Origin of the sequence: Achromobacter sp. Bel (assembly GCF_012928505.1) — a bacterium.
Lineage (GTDB): Bacteria > Pseudomonadota > Gammaproteobacteria > Burkholderiales > Burkholderiaceae_B > Achromobacter.
Genome location: NZ_JABBJN010000004.1, coordinates 29,783 through 48,342 on the forward strand (window position 1 = coordinate 29,783; position 18,560 = coordinate 48,342).

At 63.9% G+C, this 18,560-nt stretch carries 20 protein-coding genes and 2 pseudogenes; 17 read left to right on the top strand and 5 right to left on the bottom strand.

The features are described 5' to 3' along the window. The first annotated feature begins 102 nt into the window (after window positions 1-102). Window positions 103-730: pseudogene (locus HG262_RS03760) on the top strand (tyrosine-type recombinase/integrase). Between the two features lie 434 nt (window positions 731-1,164). Next, a complete protein-coding gene (locus HG262_RS03765) occupies window positions 1,165-2,052 on the top strand; it encodes a LysR family transcriptional regulator (protein WP_169269773.1) in 888 nt (295 codons plus the stop codon). Window positions 2,053-2,281: 229 nt separating this feature from the next. Here HG262_RS03765 and HG262_RS31125 read toward each other — a convergent pair. From HG262_RS31125 to HG262_RS03780, 3 genes and pseudogenes are all read right to left on the bottom strand, one after another. After that, window positions 2,282-2,582, bottom strand: a pseudogene (locus HG262_RS31125) (aldehyde dehydrogenase family protein); the annotation flags it as partial. 8 nt (window positions 2,583-2,590) lie between these two features. After that, complete coding sequence (locus tag HG262_RS03775) at window positions 2,591-3,178, bottom strand: thiamine pyrophosphate-dependent enzyme (protein WP_348984358.1); 588 nt, start codon at window positions 3,176-3,178, stop codon at window positions 2,591-2,593. 11 nt (window positions 3,179-3,189) lie between these two features. After that, window positions 3,190-3,726 carry a phosphonopyruvate decarboxylase gene (locus HG262_RS03780; RefSeq protein WP_169269775.1) on the bottom strand — a complete coding sequence of 179 codons (537 nt, stop codon included), beginning with the start codon at window positions 3,724-3,726 and terminating at the stop codon, window positions 3,190-3,192. A gap of 76 nt (window positions 3,727-3,802) precedes the next feature. On the opposite strand from HG262_RS03780, the gene HG262_RS03785 reads away from it, so the two are divergent. The 4 genes from HG262_RS03785 to HG262_RS03800 all read left to right on the top strand — a co-directional run bounded on the left by HG262_RS03785 (window position 3,803) and on the right by HG262_RS03800 (window position 7,410). Next, window positions 3,803-4,774 carry a LysR substrate-binding domain-containing protein gene (locus HG262_RS03785; protein WP_248293225.1) on the top strand — a complete coding sequence of 324 codons (972 nt, stop codon included), beginning with the start codon at window positions 3,803-3,805 and terminating at the stop codon, window positions 4,772-4,774. Between the two features lie 268 nt (window positions 4,775-5,042). Continuing rightward, window positions 5,043-5,375, top strand: a complete 333-nt coding sequence (locus HG262_RS03790; protein WP_248293226.1) for a hypothetical protein — start codon at window positions 5,043-5,045, stop codon at window positions 5,373-5,375. 69 nt (window positions 5,376-5,444) lie between these two features. Continuing rightward, window positions 5,445-6,413 (top strand): tripartite tricarboxylate transporter substrate binding protein, encoded by a 969-nt coding sequence (locus HG262_RS03795; protein WP_169269776.1) that lies wholly within the window; start codon window positions 5,445-5,447, stop codon window positions 6,411-6,413. 37 nt (window positions 6,414-6,450) lie between these two features. Next, the gene (locus HG262_RS03800; RefSeq protein WP_169269777.1) at window positions 6,451-7,410 is read left to right on the top strand and encodes a tripartite tricarboxylate transporter substrate binding protein; all 960 of its coding nucleotides are present in this window, start codon (window positions 6,451-6,453) and stop codon (window positions 7,408-7,410) included. Between the two features lie 77 nt (window positions 7,411-7,487). On the opposite strand, the gene HG262_RS03805 is transcribed toward HG262_RS03800, so the two are convergent. Beyond that, a complete protein-coding gene (locus HG262_RS03805) occupies window positions 7,488-7,841 on the bottom strand; it encodes a hypothetical protein (protein ID WP_248293227.1) in 354 nt (117 codons plus the stop codon). Window positions 7,842-7,928: 87 nt separating this feature from the next. Beyond that, the gene (locus tag HG262_RS03810; RefSeq protein ID WP_169269779.1) at window positions 7,929-8,408 is read right to left on the bottom strand and encodes a hypothetical protein; all 480 of its coding nucleotides are present in this window, start codon (window positions 8,406-8,408) and stop codon (window positions 7,929-7,931) included. 255 nt (window positions 8,409-8,663) lie between these two features. On the opposite strand from HG262_RS03810, the gene HG262_RS03815 reads away from it, so the two are divergent. From HG262_RS03815 to HG262_RS03865, 11 genes are all read left to right on the top strand, one after another. Beyond that, complete coding sequence (locus tag HG262_RS03815; protein WP_169269780.1) at window positions 8,664-9,593, top strand: TauD/TfdA family dioxygenase; 930 nt, start codon at window positions 8,664-8,666, stop codon at window positions 9,591-9,593. Next, complete coding sequence (locus HG262_RS03820) at window positions 9,590-10,624, top strand: tripartite tricarboxylate transporter substrate binding protein (protein ID WP_169269781.1); 1,035 nt, start codon at window positions 9,590-9,592, stop codon at window positions 10,622-10,624. Before HG262_RS03815 ends, HG262_RS03820 begins: the two co-directional genes overlap by 4 nt. 151 nt (window positions 10,625-10,775) lie before the next feature. Continuing rightward, window positions 10,776-11,612, top strand: coding sequence for a transporter substrate-binding domain-containing protein (locus HG262_RS03825; RefSeq protein ID WP_169269782.1), 837 nt, complete (start codon window positions 10,776-10,778; stop codon window positions 11,610-11,612). A 30-nt stretch (window positions 11,613-11,642) separates the two neighbouring features. After that, window positions 11,643-12,530, top strand: a complete 888-nt coding sequence (locus HG262_RS03830; RefSeq protein ID WP_211186947.1) for a transporter substrate-binding domain-containing protein — start codon at window positions 11,643-11,645, stop codon at window positions 12,528-12,530. A gap of 88 nt (window positions 12,531-12,618) precedes the next feature. Then, on the top strand, window positions 12,619-13,866 hold the full coding sequence (locus HG262_RS03835) for a pyridoxal phosphate-dependent aminotransferase (protein WP_169269783.1): 1,248 nt from the start codon (window positions 12,619-12,621) through the stop codon (window positions 13,864-13,866). Beyond that, the gene (locus HG262_RS03840; RefSeq protein ID WP_169269784.1) at window positions 13,863-14,600 is read left to right on the top strand and encodes an amino acid ABC transporter permease; all 738 of its coding nucleotides are present in this window, start codon (window positions 13,863-13,865) and stop codon (window positions 14,598-14,600) included. The genes HG262_RS03835 and HG262_RS03840 overlap by 4 nt, the downstream gene beginning before the upstream one ends. Further along, on the top strand, window positions 14,590-15,408 hold the full coding sequence (locus HG262_RS03845) for an amino acid ABC transporter permease (protein WP_169269785.1): 819 nt from the start codon (window positions 14,590-14,592) through the stop codon (window positions 15,406-15,408). Before HG262_RS03840 ends, HG262_RS03845 begins: the two co-directional genes overlap by 11 nt. After that, on the top strand, window positions 15,395-16,225 hold the full coding sequence (locus tag HG262_RS03850; RefSeq protein WP_169269786.1) for an amino acid ABC transporter ATP-binding protein: 831 nt from the start codon (window positions 15,395-15,397) through the stop codon (window positions 16,223-16,225). Before HG262_RS03845 ends, HG262_RS03850 begins: the two co-directional genes overlap by 14 nt. Window positions 16,226-16,244: 19 nt before the next feature. Further along, window positions 16,245-16,871: a cysteine dioxygenase family protein gene (locus tag HG262_RS03855; protein WP_169269787.1), complete on the top strand. Its 627-nt coding sequence runs from the start codon at window positions 16,245-16,247 to the stop codon at window positions 16,869-16,871. Next, window positions 16,868-18,082: a cystathionine beta-lyase gene (gene metC / locus HG262_RS03860; protein WP_169269788.1), complete on the top strand. Its 1,215-nt coding sequence runs from the start codon at window positions 16,868-16,870 to the stop codon at window positions 18,080-18,082. Before HG262_RS03855 ends, metC begins: the two co-directional genes overlap by 4 nt. 122 nt (window positions 18,083-18,204) lie before the next feature. Further along, window positions 18,205-18,555, top strand: coding sequence for a VOC family protein (locus HG262_RS03865; RefSeq protein ID WP_169269789.1), 351 nt, complete (start codon window positions 18,205-18,207; stop codon window positions 18,553-18,555). Window positions 18,556-18,560 lie beyond the last annotated feature (5 nt).

Consider the following 18,560-nt stretch of genomic DNA (forward strand, 5'->3'; position numbering starts at 1 on the left):
GCTTTCGCGTAAGACGTGGTTTTGTTAAACGCCGCCTATGGGGCGGAGAGCGCCCCTGCTTAGGAGCACACTGAATCTCCCTTTACTGAAATGGAGATTGTCATGGAATCCGCGAATGTGGCCGTTGGTCGTCGTGTGCCATGGAACAAGGGAAAGCTGACCGGGCAGAAGCCGCCCCTAAAAGCTCCGAGAAATTTGGGCAATTCGAATGAGGCTTCCGATGGCTTCGAACACCCGGGAACTCGCGATGTTCAATCTCGCAATTGATAGCAAGCTTCGAGCGTGCGATCTTACGAGATTGCAGGTACAGGACATCCGTCACGGAAGCCATGTTGCCGCGCGAGCTACCGTCATGCAACAGAAGACCCAGCGTCCGGTCCAATTCGAGATTACGGAGCAAACCCGTGAGAGCCTTGAAGCATGGATCGAGGCGCGAGGGCTAAAGGCGGCGGATTTTCTGTTTCCGAGCCGGTTGCATACGTCGCCACATCTATCGACGCGGCAGTACGCCCGGATTGTGCATCGCTGGGTCGCATCGATTGGCCTAGACGATACCGCATATGGAACCCACACTATGCGCCGTACAAAAGCCTCTCTGATCTACCGCAGGACGAAGAATCTTCGGGCTGTACAGCTCCTGCTCGGGCATACGAAGCTGGAAAGCACAGTTCGCTACTTTGGCATCGAGGTTGACGATGCTCTTGAGATGGCTGAACAAACAGAGGTTTGATGCATCCTGGCCGGCGAGCGGTCGCTTGCCGGCCAGGAGCGGCCGTTCGAACGCTCGCCTGGGGTTTGGATCGAAAAAACCAGGACTCCCAGTTGGACGTTCACGGCCAGGAGGTAAAGGCGATCGAGTCGGCCCACTATCGCGCAGTTGCAAAAACACGGGGAGCGCTACTTAGAGATACGCCTTGGACTAACCGCCATTCGGAGGCACTCGAAAGCTCTCAATAATCTTCTTTTCGGCCTTTTGAAGTAGAGAGATCGTCACCGCTATCCATCTCGAAACACACTTTTTCGGGTGGCCCGGTGCCATGTCGGCAGGAGCCTGGGCGGCATTGTCTTGTTGTTCGGATGTCTTGTTTTCCATGAGCGAGATGTTCGAATATCCCTTACCATCCGTAAAGTTGACCTTACTGATCGGAATGGTCAGGAATACTGATGCGCAATTTGAATTTGGACCAACTTCAAACGCTGATAGCGATTGCAGATCTAGGCACGTTCGCAGCTGCCGCCCAGGCACTTCACCTTGCACCTCCGACGATCAGTTTGCATGTCAAGGAACTGGAATCTCGCATGCAGGCTCACCTGCTCGAGCGCGGTAGAAGGCAGACAGCGCTGACGCCAGCAGGGTTGGCACTGGTGCAAGAGGGGCGCAAGCTACTTGCCTCGAGCGACGATCTGATTGATCTCGTACGCAGCACGGCAGCCGGCGGTGACGGCTTGGTAAAGATTGGGGTGTCGGTCGGCGTCGGAATGCGACGGCTGCCGCTGATGCTCGATGCCCTTAAGAGGCGAAAACCAGGAGTGGAACTGAAGCTGGAGGCAGTAGGATCAGCCGAGGCTATGCAACGGCTACATGCCGGGACTCTCGATATCGGCATCGTGGCCAGCCCCCAGCCTGCCGTCGCGCGTGTTGCGCTCGTTCCCTGGCGAAACGACCCAATGGTTGCACTGATACCTGCTTCCTGGGAGGTTCCCGAAACAGTGACACCAGAATGGTTGTCCACGAGGCGGTGGGCCTGTTTCGCGCCGGGCACCCAAATGTATGGCCTTGTTGCGTCGTGGTTCGGGCAGGCTGGCCTAAACCCGCGCCCCTATTTGACTCTGAGCTACCCCGGCGCATTGAAGAGCTTGGCCAGTGCCAGCCAGAGCGCCGCGATCTTGCCCTTGGAAGAAGTCGACGATCAACAGCGGACGCCAGACACATTGGTTCGCCCTCTTCACCCGCGGCTCATGCGCCCGATGGCCGTAGCGCATCGAAGCTTTCCCGCTCCCAGTGAGGCTATGACTGCCGTTCTGGAAGTCCTAGCAAAGTTCGCTACCTAACACGTGCGATCCCGAGAGGCCACGAAATTTCCCCCTTAGTTATTGACCCGCAATGCGAACAACCGCACTGGGTGGGCAGTGGCTGCAACGGGTCGGGATCGGACAGCCGCGAATTCCTGTAACCAGCCAGAAGGGGACATTCTCGAGCATGCTCCGCCCGGCGATTTTTCGGCGCAATCGCATCTTCCTCCTCGCTCTGCCGCTCCAGTCTCCTGGGATCCTGTCAATGGAGGTCCGCAAACTCCAGCGTGGAGTCAGACGTGAATTCCGAAGGCTTCACGACAACCGAGCAGCCCGCCGCCAACGCTGGCGCTACCTTCCACGGCTGCAGCAAGGGGGGATTCCACGGCGTGATGGCCGCCACACCCCCCAGGGGTTCATGGCGTGTGTACGTAAAGTAGCCCTTCTTATCCAAGGCAGCGTCGATCCGTGAATCTTGTCCGCCAGATCGCCGTCATGTCCGTCCACGGCCCTTCGGAAAAGGCGAAATGGGCGGCTTGCACCGCCGCATCCACGTCCTGCGCGCGGCCGCCTCCGCTCAGAATGTCGGCAAGTCCAGGGCGGCCCGAAACCGATTCTTGACGTGGACGCCATCTCGCGGAGGAAGCGCGCGCGGTGGCTCGTCCGGCTGGATAAACACCTGCACGAATGCTACGCCGCGCCGGGCCTTCACCCGTTCCACGACTTCGCTCGTCTGATCGGTTTCACGGACGCTGAAGGCGTCCTTGATGCCGAACCCCCGCGCCACCGCCACCAGGTCGGTGCCCAGACTGGTGTGGCTGCGCTGCATGCCGGTTTCGCCGAAGTGGCCGTTATCCAGCACGACGATCGTCAGGTTCTTTGGATGTTTGGCGGCGATGGTGCCCAGGGTGCCGATGCCCATCAATTGTTCGCCATCCCCCGTTATCACGACGACCGAGCGCTCGGGCTGCGCCAGCGCCAGCCCAAGTCCCATTGCCGCCGCGCCGCCCATGGCCCCCCAGAGATAGAAGTTGTGGTCCCGGTCGCCGGCAGCAAAGACGTCATAGGACGGCGACCCCAGGCCGGAAATGACCAACGCGTCAGGAGCAGCGGCGATCAGTTGCGACACGAAGGAGCGACGTTCAACGGCGCAGGATGAGTTCACGTTTGCCGACATCAGTTTCTCTCCCATTTTTTGCGTCCGATCAAGGTCTGCGACAGCAATACCGCCACCTGTTCCCCCGCCAGGAAGGCGGAATCGAGCGCGGCACTGACGATCTCGCCGACCTCTTCGGGATTCGACGCCCTAAGCACCGTGATGCCCATCAGTTCCAGCGCCTGCTGCGTCGTCTTGCCCATCGGCCCCTGCCACGGATTGAATTCGGCGTACTCACCGCGCATGGTCACCAGCGTCAAGAAGGGAAAGTTGCAGCTGCGCAGCAACGAAAACATGTTCACACAATTGCCCACGCCGCTGCTTTGCATCAGCAGCGCGGCGCGCTGGCCACCAAGCCACGCGCCGCTGACCACCGCCACTCCCTCTTCTTCCGTCGTCAAAACGACGTCGTTGATGTCAGTATCCAGCTGAGCCTGCCGAATAGCGTAGGCGTGGCCGGCGTCCGGCACATAAGCGATCTGACGGATGCCGCCGGACTTCAAGGCGTCAAACACGGCTTGCTGCCAAGCCGGCGCCTCCGTAGTGGTCGATGTCATGGTTCTATTCCCTGGGTCTGAGTACTTCGAGCCATCTTATATCGCTATAAAATTGCCAACTAAATAGAATTTCTTGATGGATCTCATCACCCATCTGCATACCCCGGAGGCATGGATGGATCTGAAGCAATTAAAGGCATTCGTGACGGTGGCGGAAGCCGGCAGCGTGACCAGCGCCGCGCGTCTGTTGAACATCGTGCAGCCGGCGGTCTCGCGCCAGTTGAAACTGCTTGAAGAAGATATCGGCGCGCCGCTTTTCACTCGCGGCCGCCTTGGGATGGAGCTGACGGATGCTGGAAAGACGCTCGAGGATTACGCTCGCCGGGCCTTGAACGAGCTCGATCGGGCGCGGGCCGAGATCCGGCCGTCCAGCGGGACCGTGGGAGGCATCGTTACCGTCGGACTGCTTCCCAGCACCGCCGACATGCTGTCGAGCGCCCTGTTGAGCGCGGTAGCAGCCCGCTACCCCGGCATTCGCCTGCGGCTGACGGCGGGCTATGCCGGGCACCTGCAATCCTGGCTAGAAACCGGAGACGTAGACTTTGCGCTGCTGTACGACTCAAAGCCGAATCCTGCTTTGAAATTCCGGCCATTGCTGGAAGAAAGCCTGTGGTTCGTGGGTCCGCCGGCAAGCGGGCTGGACAAGCGCAACCCTGTGCGCATGGCCGACATCATCGGGCGTCCGCTGGTGCTGCCGAGTGCGCCGCACGGCCTGCGCTCCCTTGTCGAGCAGGCCGCGCGCACGCAGGAAACCGAACTGCATATCGTGGCGGAAACCAACGCGATGAGCGTGCAGAAGCGCCTGGTGCTGGACGGCCATGGTTACACCATCCTGCCCTCGATTGCGGTGGCAGATGACGTGGATCGGGGAATCTTGGCGGCATCACCGGTCGTTGATCCGCTGCTGATACGTCGCATCGTGCTAGCGCAGCCCACCACGCGCGCAGTGGCCAATTCCGTGCACTGCGTCATGAACGAACTGATCGACTGCGCGCGCGACGCAGTCCGGAAGGATCGCTGGCCTTCAGCGCGATGGCTCGCCAAATAGCAAGCGCCCGCACCATCTCCGGGTGTGATCATACCCATCACGAAATTCTATTTATTCGACGTTTTCATAACGGATTAATCTGGGGCATCCCCATTGCGTTATGTGGTCAACATGCCTCCTCTCATCGACCTGGACCAGCGGTCTACCGGTAAAACGGAATCGCGGTTGATGCCCGGCCCCGCGGGTGCGCTTGAAGTGCTTATCGACCGCACCGTCGCACGGCCTGCGCGATGCAGGATGGCTCGTCCTGCGCCCCAGCTTTCGGGGCGTGGAAAACAGCGCCGGCGTCTACGATCACGGCGTGGGCGAAACCCTGGACATCCTGACCGTGGTAGAGGCGGTGCGTCACGAATCTGTTCGGGCACCCTTAGCATTGATCGGCTTCTCTTTCGGCGCCTATGTGCTTGCCCGCGTGATCCGCCTGCTGGTCGACAGGGGAGCCGCACCCTTGCCGCCATTGCTGGACTGGGCCCGACCCACCTCGCATCCCATCATCGTGGTCCCCGGTGCAGACCACTTCTTCAATCGTTCGCAGGATTTGCTGCTGTCCCTCGTCCTTGCGCACCTTCCCAAGGAGTCCGCCAAGGCTCGTACAGATTGATCGCGGCTCGTCCATACACCTCCCCGATTCGCCAAAGAGCAAGAGGGAGGGTCCACCAAGGAGACAAACATGCGCTTTCCCATCAGGCGTTGGGCGTGCGGGGGCCTGGCATCCGCTTTCAGCGCCATAGCTCTGGCTGCCGCACCGTATCCGGACAAGCCTATACGTCTTATCGTGCCATGGCCCGCAGGCGGCTCAGCGGACACTATCGGCCGATCGTTGGGCAATGCCTTGGGCAAACACCTGAACGCAACGGTTGTAGTGGAAAACCTGGCTGGCGCATCCGGCACGATCGCCACCACGCAGTTCGCGCGCGCCGCGCCCGACGGTTATACCCTGCTGCTCGCCAGCAGTTCGGCCAACGTCTCGGCGCCCAATCTCTACGCCAAGGTCCATTTCGACCCTATCAAGGACTTCACACCGATCGGTGAGGTCGCGCTGGTGCCCAGCGTACTTATCGTTTCCGCCGAGTCCCCCTTCAAACGCCCCGCTGACATCGTGGCTGCTGCGCGCAAGCAACCCGGCACGCTCGTGTATGGCTCCGGTGGCACGGGAAATTCCGGGCACCTGTCCGGTGAACTTTTCAGTTCAATCAACGGAATCAAGGTCACGCACGTTCCCTACAAGGGCAACAACCCCGCCCTGACTGACCTGATGGGCGGGCGGCTCGACTTCATGTTCGACAACGGCGCAATTGGCCACATTCAGAGCCGGCGCGTACGCGCATTGGCCGTCGCATCGGATACACGGCTCAAGGCCATCCCCGACGTGCCGACGTTCGAGGAGCTGGGCATGGCGGGGATGCAGCTGACGACATGGTTCGGCCTGGCCGCGCCCGCCGGCACGCCCGCCCCGATCGTGGACAAGTTGAGCGGCGCGCTGAACGCCGTGATGTCCGATGCCGACTATTCGCAACGGTTGATCGCGATGGGCGCGGAATCGCGGCAGAGTACGCCGACTGCCTTCACTGCGTTCTGGGCGCAGGAGCTGGACAGGTATCGCAAGCTCATTCAGTCGGCGGGCATCCAGGTCAACTAGGAGACAACGGCTCACAGCAGCCGTTTGAGGAGACAGCATGAAAGCAAATGCCATAAAGCGGTTCTTCGCGGCCGCAACGCTTGCGTTGGTTGCCAACGCCGCCTGCGCCGCCTGGCCGGATGATCGCCCAATCGAGTTGGTAGTAGGGTTTGCGCCGGGTGGGGGCACGGACGTCATGGCCCGGTTGGTGGCGCAGCACTTAGAGAAGCGCCTGGGCACCAATGCGCGGATCATCGTCATCAACAAGCCCGGCGCAGGCGGGGAGATCGCCGTGCGCTACGTAGCGGCGGCAAAGCCGGACGGCTACACGTTGGGCATGATCAACGCTCCGGGCTTCGTGTACCTGCCTCTGCGCAAGGGCGCGAAGTACAAGCCCGAAGATATCCGCCTCATCGCCCGCCTGGTCGACGATCCGCTGTTATTCATCAAACGCCGCGGATCAAGTGCGCCAGACGATCTACCGGGCTTGGTGCAAAAGCTCAAGCAATCGTCCGAATCGCTGTCCTTCGGGCACAGCGGCGACGGCACGACGGGACACCTGGCGCTGATGGACCTGGAGCGCAGTCAGGGCGTACGAGGTAACAGCGTTCCGTTCAAGGGCGGCGGCGACATCCGCTTGGGCGTGCTGGGCAATCACATTGACTACGGCCTGATCACGGTTAGCGAAGTGCCGGAGCTGAACGATTCGAACGGTCCCTTCGCCGCCATCGCCATCACCAGCGACAAGCGCCACAACGAAACCATCCCCACAGCCGCCGAGGCCGGGATTGCGTTGCGATACTCATCAGAGCGCGGCATGGGCGGACCGGCGAATCTGCCCGACCCGATCCGGGAAAAGCTGGAGCAGGCACTTCAAGACACACTGCAAGACCCCGCCTTCCTAGCCGCGTCCGGGCGCGACGCGGCCGTGCTTGCGTTTCAGCCGGGCGAGCAATGGAAGGAAAGCCTGGATCGTCAAACGCGAGCATTCCAGGCACAACCCGCCAGCAACCCATAACCAGGCGGGTTCATCATAAGCATGCACAGTTGTTGCACTTCCCAACGCCTTGTGGCGGCGCTGCGCGACGGCCTGGGTCAGGATTCGCAGACCCAGGCGATGGGCACGTCGTCTACGGCAAACTGCACGGAGGGCCAATAGCCATCCATGAACCAGGTCGCGTCGCGCGGCGTCAGGTGCAGCACGTAACCGCCGTCGGTCGAGACGACCAAGTCCGATGGCACGAAGTGTTCGAGGAACGCCGCGGGCGGATCTTCGGGGTCGCCGCTGTCGCGCCCCGCGCGCCAGAGAAAATGCAGCGCCGCGTTGCGGTGCGTGGCCAAAGCTTGGGCGATCGAGCGGGCTCGTGCCAGTAACGGCGCCGCCGCCTGCGGATCGGCCGCAAGCAACACCACGCGCAGCCGGCCACCGTCGGCGGTTGCACAGTCCAACCAAGTTTCCTGAGCAGGAATACCGTCGTGGGTATACGCCTTGAGATCGGACGGCATAGGGGGCTGCGTAGGCGGTTGCATACGACGTTACGCCAGTAGCGCCGCCGTGGCGCGGCCCGCAATCATGTCTTCGAACAGGGCCGCGAGATTCGGGGCGACGTCGCGGGTGTCCTCGAATTCCGGCTCGATGCCGTGCACGATGCGGCCCGAGTCGCGTTCTATCGCCAGGAATTCGTAATCGCCGGCAACGCTCATGTAGATCGGCGTGTGCTGTTGCCAGAAGTCCAGGACCGCCTGCCGGCCGGCGTCGTCCAGCGCAGCCTCCAGGCTGATATCGCGCAGGGTGTGCCAGGCAAAGGAGCTGTCCGCCGTGCAGTCATGGTCGGCTGCGCTCAGGAACCAGCGTGTCTGGTTCGCGTTGTGCAATTCGGTGAATGTCGCCAGGAAAGCGCCATAGCCGTGCGCCTCGCCCGGCGCGGCCGCTGGCGTCGAGGTGGGCGCGGTGCGCAGCACCGTCCAGGCATGAGCGGCGAGATGATCCAGGAAGCGTTGTGGCTGCGATGTCATATCGGTTTCCTCGGACGGGGTATCTATGATATTGCAGTCTGATACCCTGTTTTCCAGCGAAGAGAAGATTGCTGCCGCAATACAAGTGACTTCCGGCGCGATCGCTCTCTGACGCAGCTTCCTCAAGTTCAATGGCCTTCGACACCTAGCTCGCACCTAGCACGTGCTGCGCGCTATTTTCACATTGCGTATCGGTATTTGTTGAGCGCATGGGGCGCACCTATCCTGTTTTTACCAAACAGACAGGGGCAGCACATGAGCACGCTAGCAAGCACGCGGCTGGAGATCCGGCCGCTTTCCGTCTTTACCGGCGCCGAGATCCACGGCGTGGACCTGACCCGGCCATTGAGCGGCGACGAGGTCGACCAGATCAAGGCCGCGCTGCTGCGCTGGAAGGTGGTCTTCTTCCGCGACCAGCACATTGATCACGCGCAGCATCTGGCGTTTGCGCAGCATTTCGGCCGGCCGACCTCTGCCCATCCGTACGACGCCAATCCGCCTGAAGGCTATCCGCAGATCCGCACCATCTCGTCCACATCGAAGACTGGCCGCCGTGGCGAGCGCTGGCACACGGACGTGACCGGCGTGGTCAATCCGCCGGCGGGATCCATCCTGCGCGCCGGCCCTCAGGTGCCCGCGTATGGCGGCGACACGGTCTTCACCAACCTGGTGGCGGCCTATGAGCACCTGTCGCCCGCGTTGCGCGCGCTGGCGGACACGCTGTGGGCACGCCATCAGTTCGGCGGCTACAACGGTGATTTCGACAACCAGACCGTCTACGCGCAACGCGTGCAGGCCAGTCCGCTGGTGTCCGAGCATCCCGTGGTGCGGGTGCTGCCTGAAACGGGTGAACGGGCGCTGTTCGTGAACCCGGGCTTCACGCGGCGCATCAAGGACGTGAATGAAGAAGAAAGCCGCCACCTGCTGAACCTGTTCTTCGAGGAAATCACCCGCCCCGAGTACACCGCACGCTTTCGCTGGGAGCCGGGCAGTATCGCGTTCTGGGACAACCGGGCCACCGCGCACCAGGGGCCGGGCGACTTCGCCTATCTGGACGTGGAGCGGGTGCTGTACCGCATCACGCTTGAGGGCGACGTGCCGGTGGGCGTGGACGGCCGGCATTCGAATGCCGTGCTGGGTAAGCCGTTCAGCGCGTTCGGCGTGGACACGGGAGCGGTGGCATGAGCATCAAGCAAAAATGGGCGGGCAAGCGGGGCTGGCGTGCGGGCGTGGGCTTGCTGGCGGGCGTGGTGCTGGGGGCAGGGCTGTTGAGCAATTTCGCCGGATCGACACCGGTGCCGGGTGTAGACGCCAACCGTTATCCGAACCGGCCGGTCAAGATCATCGTCCCGGTCTCGGCCGGCGGCAGCGCGGACAAGCTGGCGCGCACGGTGGCGCAGAAGCTGGGCGAGAAATGGCACCAAAGCGTGGTGGTCGAAAATCAGCCCGGCGCCAGCAGCGCCATCGGCAACGCGGCGGTTGCGCACGCGCGGGGCGACGGCTACACCTTGCTGCTGAGCGGTGACGCCTTGTCGCTGAACGCGCTGCAGCCGGGCAAGCTGCCCTATGACCCGGGCAAAGATTTGCAGGGGGTGACCAAGGCGGTGGTCAACCCGCAATTGCTGGTGGTGCGGCCTGGTTTGGGCGTGAAGACGTTCGAGGAGTTCGTGGCGCTGGTCAAGCGGCGGCCGGGCGAAATATCGCTGGCCCTGCCGGGCGGCACGGGCAGCTTGCAGCATCTGGCGGTGGAACTGCTGAACGAGCGCATCGGGGCCAAGACCAATCAGATCCCTTATCCGGGCGGCGGGCCTGCCACGCTGGACGTGCTGGGCGGGCACGTGGACGCCATGCTGATCACGCTGGCCGCGGCCACCGAGAACGTCCGCAACGGCAAGCTGGTGGCCCTGGCCGTCACCACGCCGTACCGGTCCAAGGCGCTGCCGGATGTGCCGACCATCGAGGAGGCCGGGCTGGCGGACTACGTGGTCGAAAGCTGGCAAGGGTTCTCAGTGCCGGCCTCGACGCCGCGCGCCATCGTAGACCGCATCAACCACGACGTGGTGGCGGTGCTGCGTGAACCCGAGACCGCGGCGCTGCTGGAGAACCTGGGATTCACGATCGCGGCGACCTCGCCCGAAGCCGTGGACCAGACAGTGCGGGACGACATCGCGACCTACCGGCGCGTCATCGCTTCTGCGCAAGTGAAGCTTAAGTAGTGCGGTTCCGTGTCATATCGTTATAGGGGCGGGCGCGTCTTCGCCCTGGGGAACGACGCGCCGCATATGGATATCTGAAAGTCTTCTTTGTCTTGCCGGCCCGCGGCCCGCAGCATGGACCTCCGTTCAATGCATACGACAAGACGACAACATGGCAATCCGCAAGATACCGGGCACCGCCCGCACCGCAGTCGCGTTGGCACTGGCTTTCACCGCCGGCGCAGCCCACGCCGACGCCACCCTGGACAAGATCAAGGAACGGGGCACCGTCACCATCGGCGTACTGGCCAACGGCGGCGTGTTCGGTTCGCTGGACCCGGTCACGCAGCAGCTGGTGGGCTGGAACCCGGAACTGGCGCGTGAACTGGCCCGGGGCCTGGGCGTGAAGGCGGAGCTGGTGCAGGTGCAGACCGCCACCCGCACGCAGTTCCTGATTTCCGGCAAGGTGGATCTGTTGATCGCGTCCATGGAATTGAATCCGGAACGCGCCGAAATCCTGGGCTATGCCCCCACGCCGTTCTTCCGCGTCGGCGGCGCGGCGGCCACCCTGAAGACCAGCGGCATCGCGAAGTGGGAAGACCTGCGCGGCAAGCCCGTGTGCGTGTCGCAAGGCAGCAGCTTCGCCAAGCCCCTGTCGGCTGATTACGGCGCCGTGGTCAAGGGCTACAAGAGCTCGTCGGATTCGCTGCTGGCGTTGCGCGGCGGCCAGTGCGTGGCGGCCGTGCACGATTCCACGCTGATCCACCCCTTGCTGCGCAACAACCCCGAATGGGCCGCTTACCACGCGCCCATCGCCACCGAGGTGCTGCCGGCCAATTCCGTCGTCTGGACCCGCAAGGGCGAGACCGACACCATCGCCGCCGTCGACAAGGTGGTGCAGGACTGGCACCGCACGGGCTGGCTGATCGCCACGGAAAAACGTTTGGGGCTGGAGCCGGCGCAGCCGCTCTTGCAGGAACTGCATGCGAAAGCCAAGCAAGGCAGTTGAGCGCGGACACGACAAGAACGGAAAGCAGAAATGAAGCACATCAGCATGAAGACAACAGGATGGAAGACGGCCGCCGCCGTTGCCTTGGCCGGCCTGGCCGGATTGGCCAGCAGTGCCGCGCAGGCGGACGCCACGTTGGACAAGGTCAGGCAACGCGGCAAGATCGTGATCGGCGTGGATGGGGCCAGCCCGCCGTTCGGCGTCCTGGATCCGGCGACCGGAAAGGTCGGAGGGTTTCAGACCGAACTGGGCGCGGACATCGCAAAACGCTTGGGCGTGACGCTGGAAACCGTGCCGGTGACGGCGTCCACGCGCGTGCAGTTCCTGCAGGCCGGCAAGGTCGACCTGTTGATTGCCAACATCCAGTGGACGCAGGAGCGCAGCGAGATCCTGAGCTACGCGCCCACGCCCTATAACCTGGTGGGCGGCGCAGCGATGGTGTCGAAGAAAAGCGGCATCAAGCGCTGGGAAGATCTGAAGGGCAAGGTGGCCTGCGTGTCGCAGGGCAGCAACTTCGCCAAGCCCTTGCAGGATACCTATGGCGCGGTGGTCAAGGGCTTGCGCAACATTCCCGAATCGCTGCTGGCGCTCAAGGGCGGCAGCTGCGACGCGTCGGTGCACATTCAGCCGGCGCTGTATGAGACCTTGCATGGCCCGAACGGCAAGGAGTGGAACGACTTCGAACTCGCCACCTCCGACCAATTGATCCCGTCGCCGACGGTCATCTGGACCCGCCGCAACGAGGCCGATACACGCGCCTTTGTCGACAGCGTGATCCAGGACTGGCTGAAGACGGGCTTGCTCGTCAAGGAGGCCGATCGCCATGGCGTGCCGGCGGACTATCTGAAGCAGGCGACCGCGCAGGCGCAAACCGGCAAATTCGACAGCGCGCCGCCCGAAGCGCAGGCCAAGCCATGACGGCCGGCGTGGCCGATTCCCTGCTGGAGATTGGCCTGGCACAGGCGCTGGACCCTTTGAACCTGATGAATCCCGGAAAGGTACTGCCATGACCGAAACCTTGTTTCCCGGCGTGTTGTCCCGCCGAGCCCGCAGCGCCGAGCTGTCGCCCATTGCCGCGGCCGGCGCCCGTGCCGCGCGTCTGGCGGCCGAGGGCCGCTCGATCATCGTGCTGACCTCGGGCGAGCCCGACTTTGATACGCCGGCCCCGATCAAGGATGCCGCCCGCGCCGCGCTGGAGCGTGGCCAGACCAAGTACACCCCCACCGCGGGCACGGCGGCATTGCGCCGCGCCGTGGCGGACGGCTACCGCCAGCGGCACGGCCTGGACGTCGACGCGTCCAACGTCATTATTTCCAATGGCGGCAAGCAGGTGATCTACCTGGCCTTGAACGCCACCCTGGACGACGGCGATGAGGTCATCGTTCCAGCGCCGTACTGGCCGACGTTCCCGGACGCGGTGCGGATCAACGGCGGCGTGCCCGTTATTGTCGGCACCCGGGCGGAAGACGGCTTCAAACTAACGCCCGCCGCATTGCGCGAGGCGATCACGCCACGCACCAAGTGGCTGATCCTGAACTCGCCCGGCAACCCGACCGGCGCGGTCTATACCGCCGACGAATTGCGGGCGCTGGCGCAAGTGCTGCGCGCCGCGCCGCATGTGCTGGTGCTGTGGGACGAGATGTACGAAGAGATCTGGTTCGGCGAGCCGCCCGCGCACCTGTTGCGTGCCGCGCCCGACTTGGCTGGCCGCACGCTGGTCGTCAACGGCGTGTCCAAGGCCTACGCCATGACGGGGTGGCGGATTGGCTGGGGCACCGGCCCAGAGGCCTTGATTCATGCGCTGGAAGCGGTGCAGTCGCAGGTTTCCTCCGGCCCCAGCTCGCTGGGCCAGGCGGCCGCGTTGGCGGCCTTGCAAGGCGCGGCGGACGGCTTCGTCGAGACCGCCCGCAAGGCGTATGAACGGCGTGCGCAACAGGTCGTGAACGGCTTGGCCGCCGTGCCCGGCGTGCACGTGCACGCGCCGCAGGGATCATTCTTTGCCTGGATCGGCGTGAGCGGGCTGATCGGCGCATTGCGACCCGACGGCCGGCGCATCGAGGACGATGGCGACGTGGTGGACTGGCTGCTGGAATCCGAGGGCGTGGCAGTGGTGCGCGGCGCGGCGTACGGCTTGTCGCCGTACCTGCGCCTGTCGTTCGCCGCATCCGACGCGAATATCGACGCGGCGCTGGAACGCATCGGCCAGGCGGTGGCGGCGTTGGCCTTCCCACAGACGCTGGAGGCCACCGCATGATCGATTCGGTGTTGCGTGCCTGGGTGGCATTCTTCAAGCCGCTGGGCCTGAACTACAGCTTTGTGCAGGACCCGGGCGAACTGCCTGCGTTCGGGCACGGCCTGCTGGTGACGCTGCAACTGTGCGCATGGACCATCCCGGTCAGCCTGCTGTTCGGCGTGCTGATCGCGGCGGCGCTGACCAGCGGTCGGCCGTGGCTGGCGCGGCCCTTGCAGGCTTTCGTGGAAGTGACCCGCAACACGCCGACGCTGGTGCAGCTGTACTGTGCGTTCCTGGTGCTGAACATGCTGATCACGCAGAAGCTGGGCGGCGGCAATCCGATCACCCCGTTCGCCTGGGTCGTAATCGTGGTGGCCTTGCACAAGGGCGTGTTCCATGCGGAAGCCTTGCGCGCAGGGATCGAGGCCGTGCCGCAGGTGACGATGGAGGCCGCCCGTTCGCTGGCGTTCTCGCGCCGGCAGATCCTCACGCAGGTGCAGCTGCCTCTGGCGGTGCGCTTTGCCTTGCCGGCACTGGTGAACAACCTGGTGGACCTGGTGAAGATGACCGCCATTGCGTCGGCCATCGCGGTAGGCGACGTGACCTATGAGTCCATCATGATCTGGTCGCACCGCGATAACGTGTTGGAGCTGTTGCTGCTGATCCTGCTGTACTTCGGCCTGCTGACCTGGCTGGTCAGCGTGGGGGGCCGCTGGCTGGAAGATCGTTTGAGGATGCCCGGCTATGGCCAATGACCTTGCATTGCAGGCCGGCCGCGCGCAGGCCTCCGGGCGCTTCCTGCCCGCTTTGTTGCGGGACCCGTGGTTCGGGCTGTTGCTGGCGCTGGTGGGGCTGGGTGCCGTGTGGGCGGGCACCGGCACCACGCCTGCCGCCGTGCAGGCGCTGTGGCATTGGTCGCCGGCGTTGCTGCGCGGGATGGGGATGAACATCCAGATCAGCGTGCTGGCGATGGCGCTGGGCACCGTGCTCGGGCTGGCGGTGGGTGCGCTGTCCCTGTCGCCGTCGCGCCTGCTGCGGCGCGTCACGCGCGCCTATGTGCTGCTGTTTCGCAACGCGCCCATCCTGGTGCTGGTGTATTTCACGACCTATGTGTTCCCGTTCGAGGTGAACCTGGCGGGGTGGTACCTGCCGTTTCCGGACTGGATCAAAGTCGTGATCGGCCTTGGGCTGCCTGCCAGCGCCAACGTGGCCGAGATCTTCCGCGGCGCGATCCAGTCCATTCCCAGCGCGCAATGGGAGGCCGCGCAGTCGTTGGCGTTCAAGCGCACGCAGATCTTCCGAATGATCGTGTTGCCGCAGTGCGTGCGGCGGATGCTGCCGTCCTGGATGAACCTGATGGCCAGCATCACCATGAGCACGTCGCTGGCCTCGCTGGTGGGCGTGCACGACCTGGTCGACACGGCCACTGTCGCCAGCAACACCGTCGCCCGCTGCGACTTCACCATCCTGGTCTATTTCACTCTATTGGCGCTTTTCTTCGCCTATTGCTATCCCATCGCGCGTTGGACGCGGTATCTGGAACGACGCCATGAGCATTATTGATATCTCCCCGCTGGTCAGCCTGCGCGACGTCCACCTGGCTTTTGGCGAGACCGAGGTGCTCAAGGGCATCGACGTCGAGGTCAAGCAGGGGCAGGCCGTGTCCATCATCGGGCCGTCCGGGTCGGGCAAATCGACCATCCTGCGCTGCATTACCGGCTTGCTGCGTCCGCAGCGCGGCACGATCCAGGTGGGCGATGTGCGGGTGGACGGCCTGAAGACGGAATCGGACTTCATCGCGCTGCGCAAGCGCGTGGGCTTCGTCTTCCAGCAATACAACCTGTTCCCGCACCTCACCGTGCTGGAAAACCTGGTGATATCGCCCATCAAGGTGGGCGGGCAGCCGCGGGCCCAGGCCGAGGCGCGTGCGCGCGAGTTGCTGGCCAAGGTGCGCATGGACCACAAGGAACGTGCCTATCCGGGCGAGCTGTCGGGCGGCCAGCAGCAGCGAGTGGCCATTGCGCGGGCGTTGACGCTGCAACCCGAACTGATCCTCTTCGACGAAGTGACATCCGCGCTGGATCCGGAGATGGTGGGGGAAGTGCTGACCGTGATCCGCGACCTGGTGCAGGACGGCCTGACCTGCATGCTGGTGACGCATGAGATGCGCTTTGCCGAAGAGGTCAGCGACACCGTGTACTTCACCGAGGCGGGCCGTATCGTGGAATCCGGCCCCCCGTCGCGCATCTTCGGTTCACCCCAAAGCGAACGCACGGGCGCCTTCCTGCAGCGGTCTTCCGGCGCTGCCGTGGCCCGCCAATCGTCGCCTGACCCTATCGCAAGCTACCTGACATTCGATCCGCTGCGCCTGGCGGTGTGATCTTTACTGGAGTCTGACCATGAGCACTGAATCCGCAACTTCCAAAGAACGCCGCCAGCAGGTGCAGGCGGCGCTGTCCGATATCCAAAGCCTGCTGGGCGACGGCCCCGTGACCCGGGACAGGCTGGCTGCGGTGACCGCGCGCCTGGAACAACTGGCACAACGCCAGGAACTGTTTCCTGTGTCCGACTTTCCGCCGCCGGCACCCGGGCAGGGCGTGGGCGCGTCCACCCGCTACCGGCTGAACCCGGACGACGCGCCGGGCGTACCGGCGCTGTACCTGAATTCGATCAATCCGGGCAAGACCACGTTGCCGCATAACCATACGACCTGGGCCGCCATCGTGGCGCTGTCCGGGCAGGAACTGAACCGCGTGTACCGCCGCAGCGACGACGGCTCTCAGGAAGGGCGCGCCACGCTGGAGCAGGTGCGCGAGGTGGTGGTGCAACCCGGACAGTCCGTGTCGTTCCTGCCCGACGACATCCATAGCATCCACGTCACCGGCGACACGCCGACGCTGCATTTCCATCTTTACGGCCAGCCGCTGGAAATGTTGTCGGGGCGCATCGGCATCGACCTGGCCACCGGCCAGATCCTGAATTACAACGCGACCCAGATGAAGCCAGGCCAAGAGGTGCGCGCATGAGCCTCGACCACGCACAAGTGCAAACCCGGCTGGTGCATGCCGGGTCGCCGGAATTGAAGGGCGGCTCGGGTCCGGTGAACGTGCCGGTGGTGCGCACCAGCACCGTGCGCTTTGCCGATACCGCCACCCATGCCGCCCTGAACAAGCAGCGCGCCGCGGGCGATCGCGTGGCGACTTACGGGCGTCACGGCCTGGATACCCACCAGGCGCTGGAGGAAGCGGTGGCCTCGCTGGAGGGCGGCTACCGGACGGTGCTGGCGCCGTCCGGCCTGTCGGCGATTGCGCTGGTGCTGTTGGCGACGCTGGCGCCGGGCGACCATGCGCTAGTGGCCGATAGCGTCTATTCACCCGTGCGCAAAGTCGACAAGTCGCTGCTGCAACGCTACGGCATCGAGGTCGAGTATTTCTCGCCCGCGCAGGATGCGCTGGAGTCGCGCATTCGGCCCAACACGCGGTTGCTGTATCTGGAGTCCCCCAGTTCGTTGCTATTCGAAGTGCTGGACCTGCCCGCGCTGGCCGCCACGGCGCGGCGCCACGGCGTGCTGGTCGCGGCCGACAATACCTGGAGCGGCGGTCTGTACTACCAGCCGCTGGCGCTGGGCGCGAACGTCTCGATCCAGGCGGCCACCAAATACGTGGCTGGCCATTCGGACGTGATGTTGGGGGTGGTCACCGTCGATAGCGCGGAGCTGGCACAGAAGATCGGCGTGACTTACGACGCGCTGGGCCTGTCCGTGGGCGCGGACGACGCCTATCTGACCTTGCGGGGCCTGCGCACGCTGGACGTGCGGCTGGCGCGCCATCAAGCGAATGCGCTGGCCGTGGCTGAATACCTGGCGGGGCACGCGGACGTGGCCCGCGTCTACTATCCGGCACTGCCGCAAGACCCCGGCCATGCGCTGTGGCGGCGCGACTTCAGCGGCGCAAGCGGCCTGGTGTCGTTCGCCTTCGGCAACCCGGATCCGACGGCCGCATCGCGCTTCATCGACGCGTTGCAGTACTTTTCGATCGGCGCATCCTGGGGCGGCTATGAAAGCCTGGCGCTGGAGGCCTCGCCCGAACGCCTGGCCGAACACAGCGTCTGGCAGCAGGGTTCCGGCAAGCCTTCGGTCGTGCGGCTGCACATTGGCCTGGAAAGCCCGCTGGACCTGATCGGCGATTTGGATAACGCCTTCGTCGCCACCCGCAATGCCTTGCGCCGCAGTGCCTGAGACATATGCAAATAAGTCCTGCGCTTTAGGGTTTCTGGCTATGTAGAAGCAATTACAACCTCTTTGTCCGGTGGTATCCGCGGGTACTAGAATTTGCCCTGTTCCATGGCTGGCAGCAGGGCATGACTCCCTTTCTTTCGATTGAATCGGTACAGCTTCCGTTCTTGTCGCGCCGGACGGAAGCGGTCCGGGATTTTTATCACCGCGTGATCGGCCTGCAAGAGGTGGCAGGTGCTGATGACCAGCGCCTGCTATTTTCGCTGGGCGGGGCGACGTTGTCTTTGTCGCCCGTGGCCGAGGTCAGCCGGGCCGTCAAACCTGATTACCTGGCCATCAATCTCCCTGCCTACGATGAAGTCCTGGCGCGTTTGCGCCAGGCGGGGCATCACCCCATTTGTTCGCTGCCCGACGCGCAGCCGCGCGTCATGTACGTGAAAGATCCATCAGGCAATCAACTGGCCTTTCTGGGCTGAAGGCG

Bases quoted from the DNA above. Each gene is read 5' to 3' on its own strand.
- HG262_RS03820 (WP_169269781.1), top strand. From the start codon at position 9,590: ATGAGCATCAAGCAAAAATGGGCGGGCAAGCGGGGCTGGCGTGCGGGC.
- HG262_RS03865 (WP_169269789.1), top strand. From the start codon at position 18,205: ATGACTCCCTTTCTTTCGATTGAATCGGTACAGCTTCCGTTCTTGTCG.
- HG262_RS03825 (WP_169269782.1), top strand. From the start codon at position 10,776: ATGGCAATCCGCAAGATACCGGGCACCGCCCGCACCGCAGTCGCGTTG.
- HG262_RS03840 (WP_169269784.1), top strand. From the start codon at position 13,863: ATGATCGATTCGGTGTTGCGTGCCTGGGTGGCATTCTTCAAGCCGCTG.
- metC (WP_169269788.1), top strand. From the start codon at position 16,868: ATGAGCCTCGACCACGCACAAGTGCAAACCCGGCTGGTGCATGCCGGG.
- HG262_RS03780 (WP_169269775.1), bottom strand. From the start codon at position 3,726: ATGACATCGACCACTACGGAGGCGCCGGCTTGGCAGCAAGCCGTGTTT.
- HG262_RS03830 (WP_211186947.1), top strand. From the start codon at position 11,643: ATGAAGCACATCAGCATGAAGACAACAGGATGGAAGACGGCCGCCGCC.
- HG262_RS03845 (WP_169269785.1), top strand. From the start codon at position 14,590: ATGGCCAATGACCTTGCATTGCAGGCCGGCCGCGCGCAGGCCTCCGGG.
- HG262_RS03765 (WP_169269773.1), top strand. From the start codon at position 1,165: ATGCGCAATTTGAATTTGGACCAACTTCAAACGCTGATAGCGATTGCA.
- HG262_RS03835 (WP_169269783.1), top strand. From the start codon at position 12,619: ATGACCGAAACCTTGTTTCCCGGCGTGTTGTCCCGCCGAGCCCGCAGC.
- HG262_RS03855 (WP_169269787.1), top strand. From the start codon at position 16,245: ATGAGCACTGAATCCGCAACTTCCAAAGAACGCCGCCAGCAGGTGCAG.
- HG262_RS03795 (WP_169269776.1), top strand. From the start codon at position 5,445: ATGCGCTTTCCCATCAGGCGTTGGGCGTGCGGGGGCCTGGCATCCGCT.
- HG262_RS03810 (WP_169269779.1), bottom strand. From the start codon at position 8,408: ATGACATCGCAGCCACAACGCTTCCTGGATCATCTCGCCGCTCATGCC.
- HG262_RS03800 (WP_169269777.1), top strand. From the start codon at position 6,451: ATGAAAGCAAATGCCATAAAGCGGTTCTTCGCGGCCGCAACGCTTGCG.
- HG262_RS03850 (WP_169269786.1), top strand. From the start codon at position 15,395: ATGAGCATTATTGATATCTCCCCGCTGGTCAGCCTGCGCGACGTCCAC.
- HG262_RS03785 (WP_248293225.1), top strand. From the start codon at position 3,803: ATGGATCTCATCACCCATCTGCATACCCCGGAGGCATGGATGGATCTG.
- HG262_RS03815 (WP_169269780.1), top strand. From the start codon at position 8,664: ATGAGCACGCTAGCAAGCACGCGGCTGGAGATCCGGCCGCTTTCCGTC.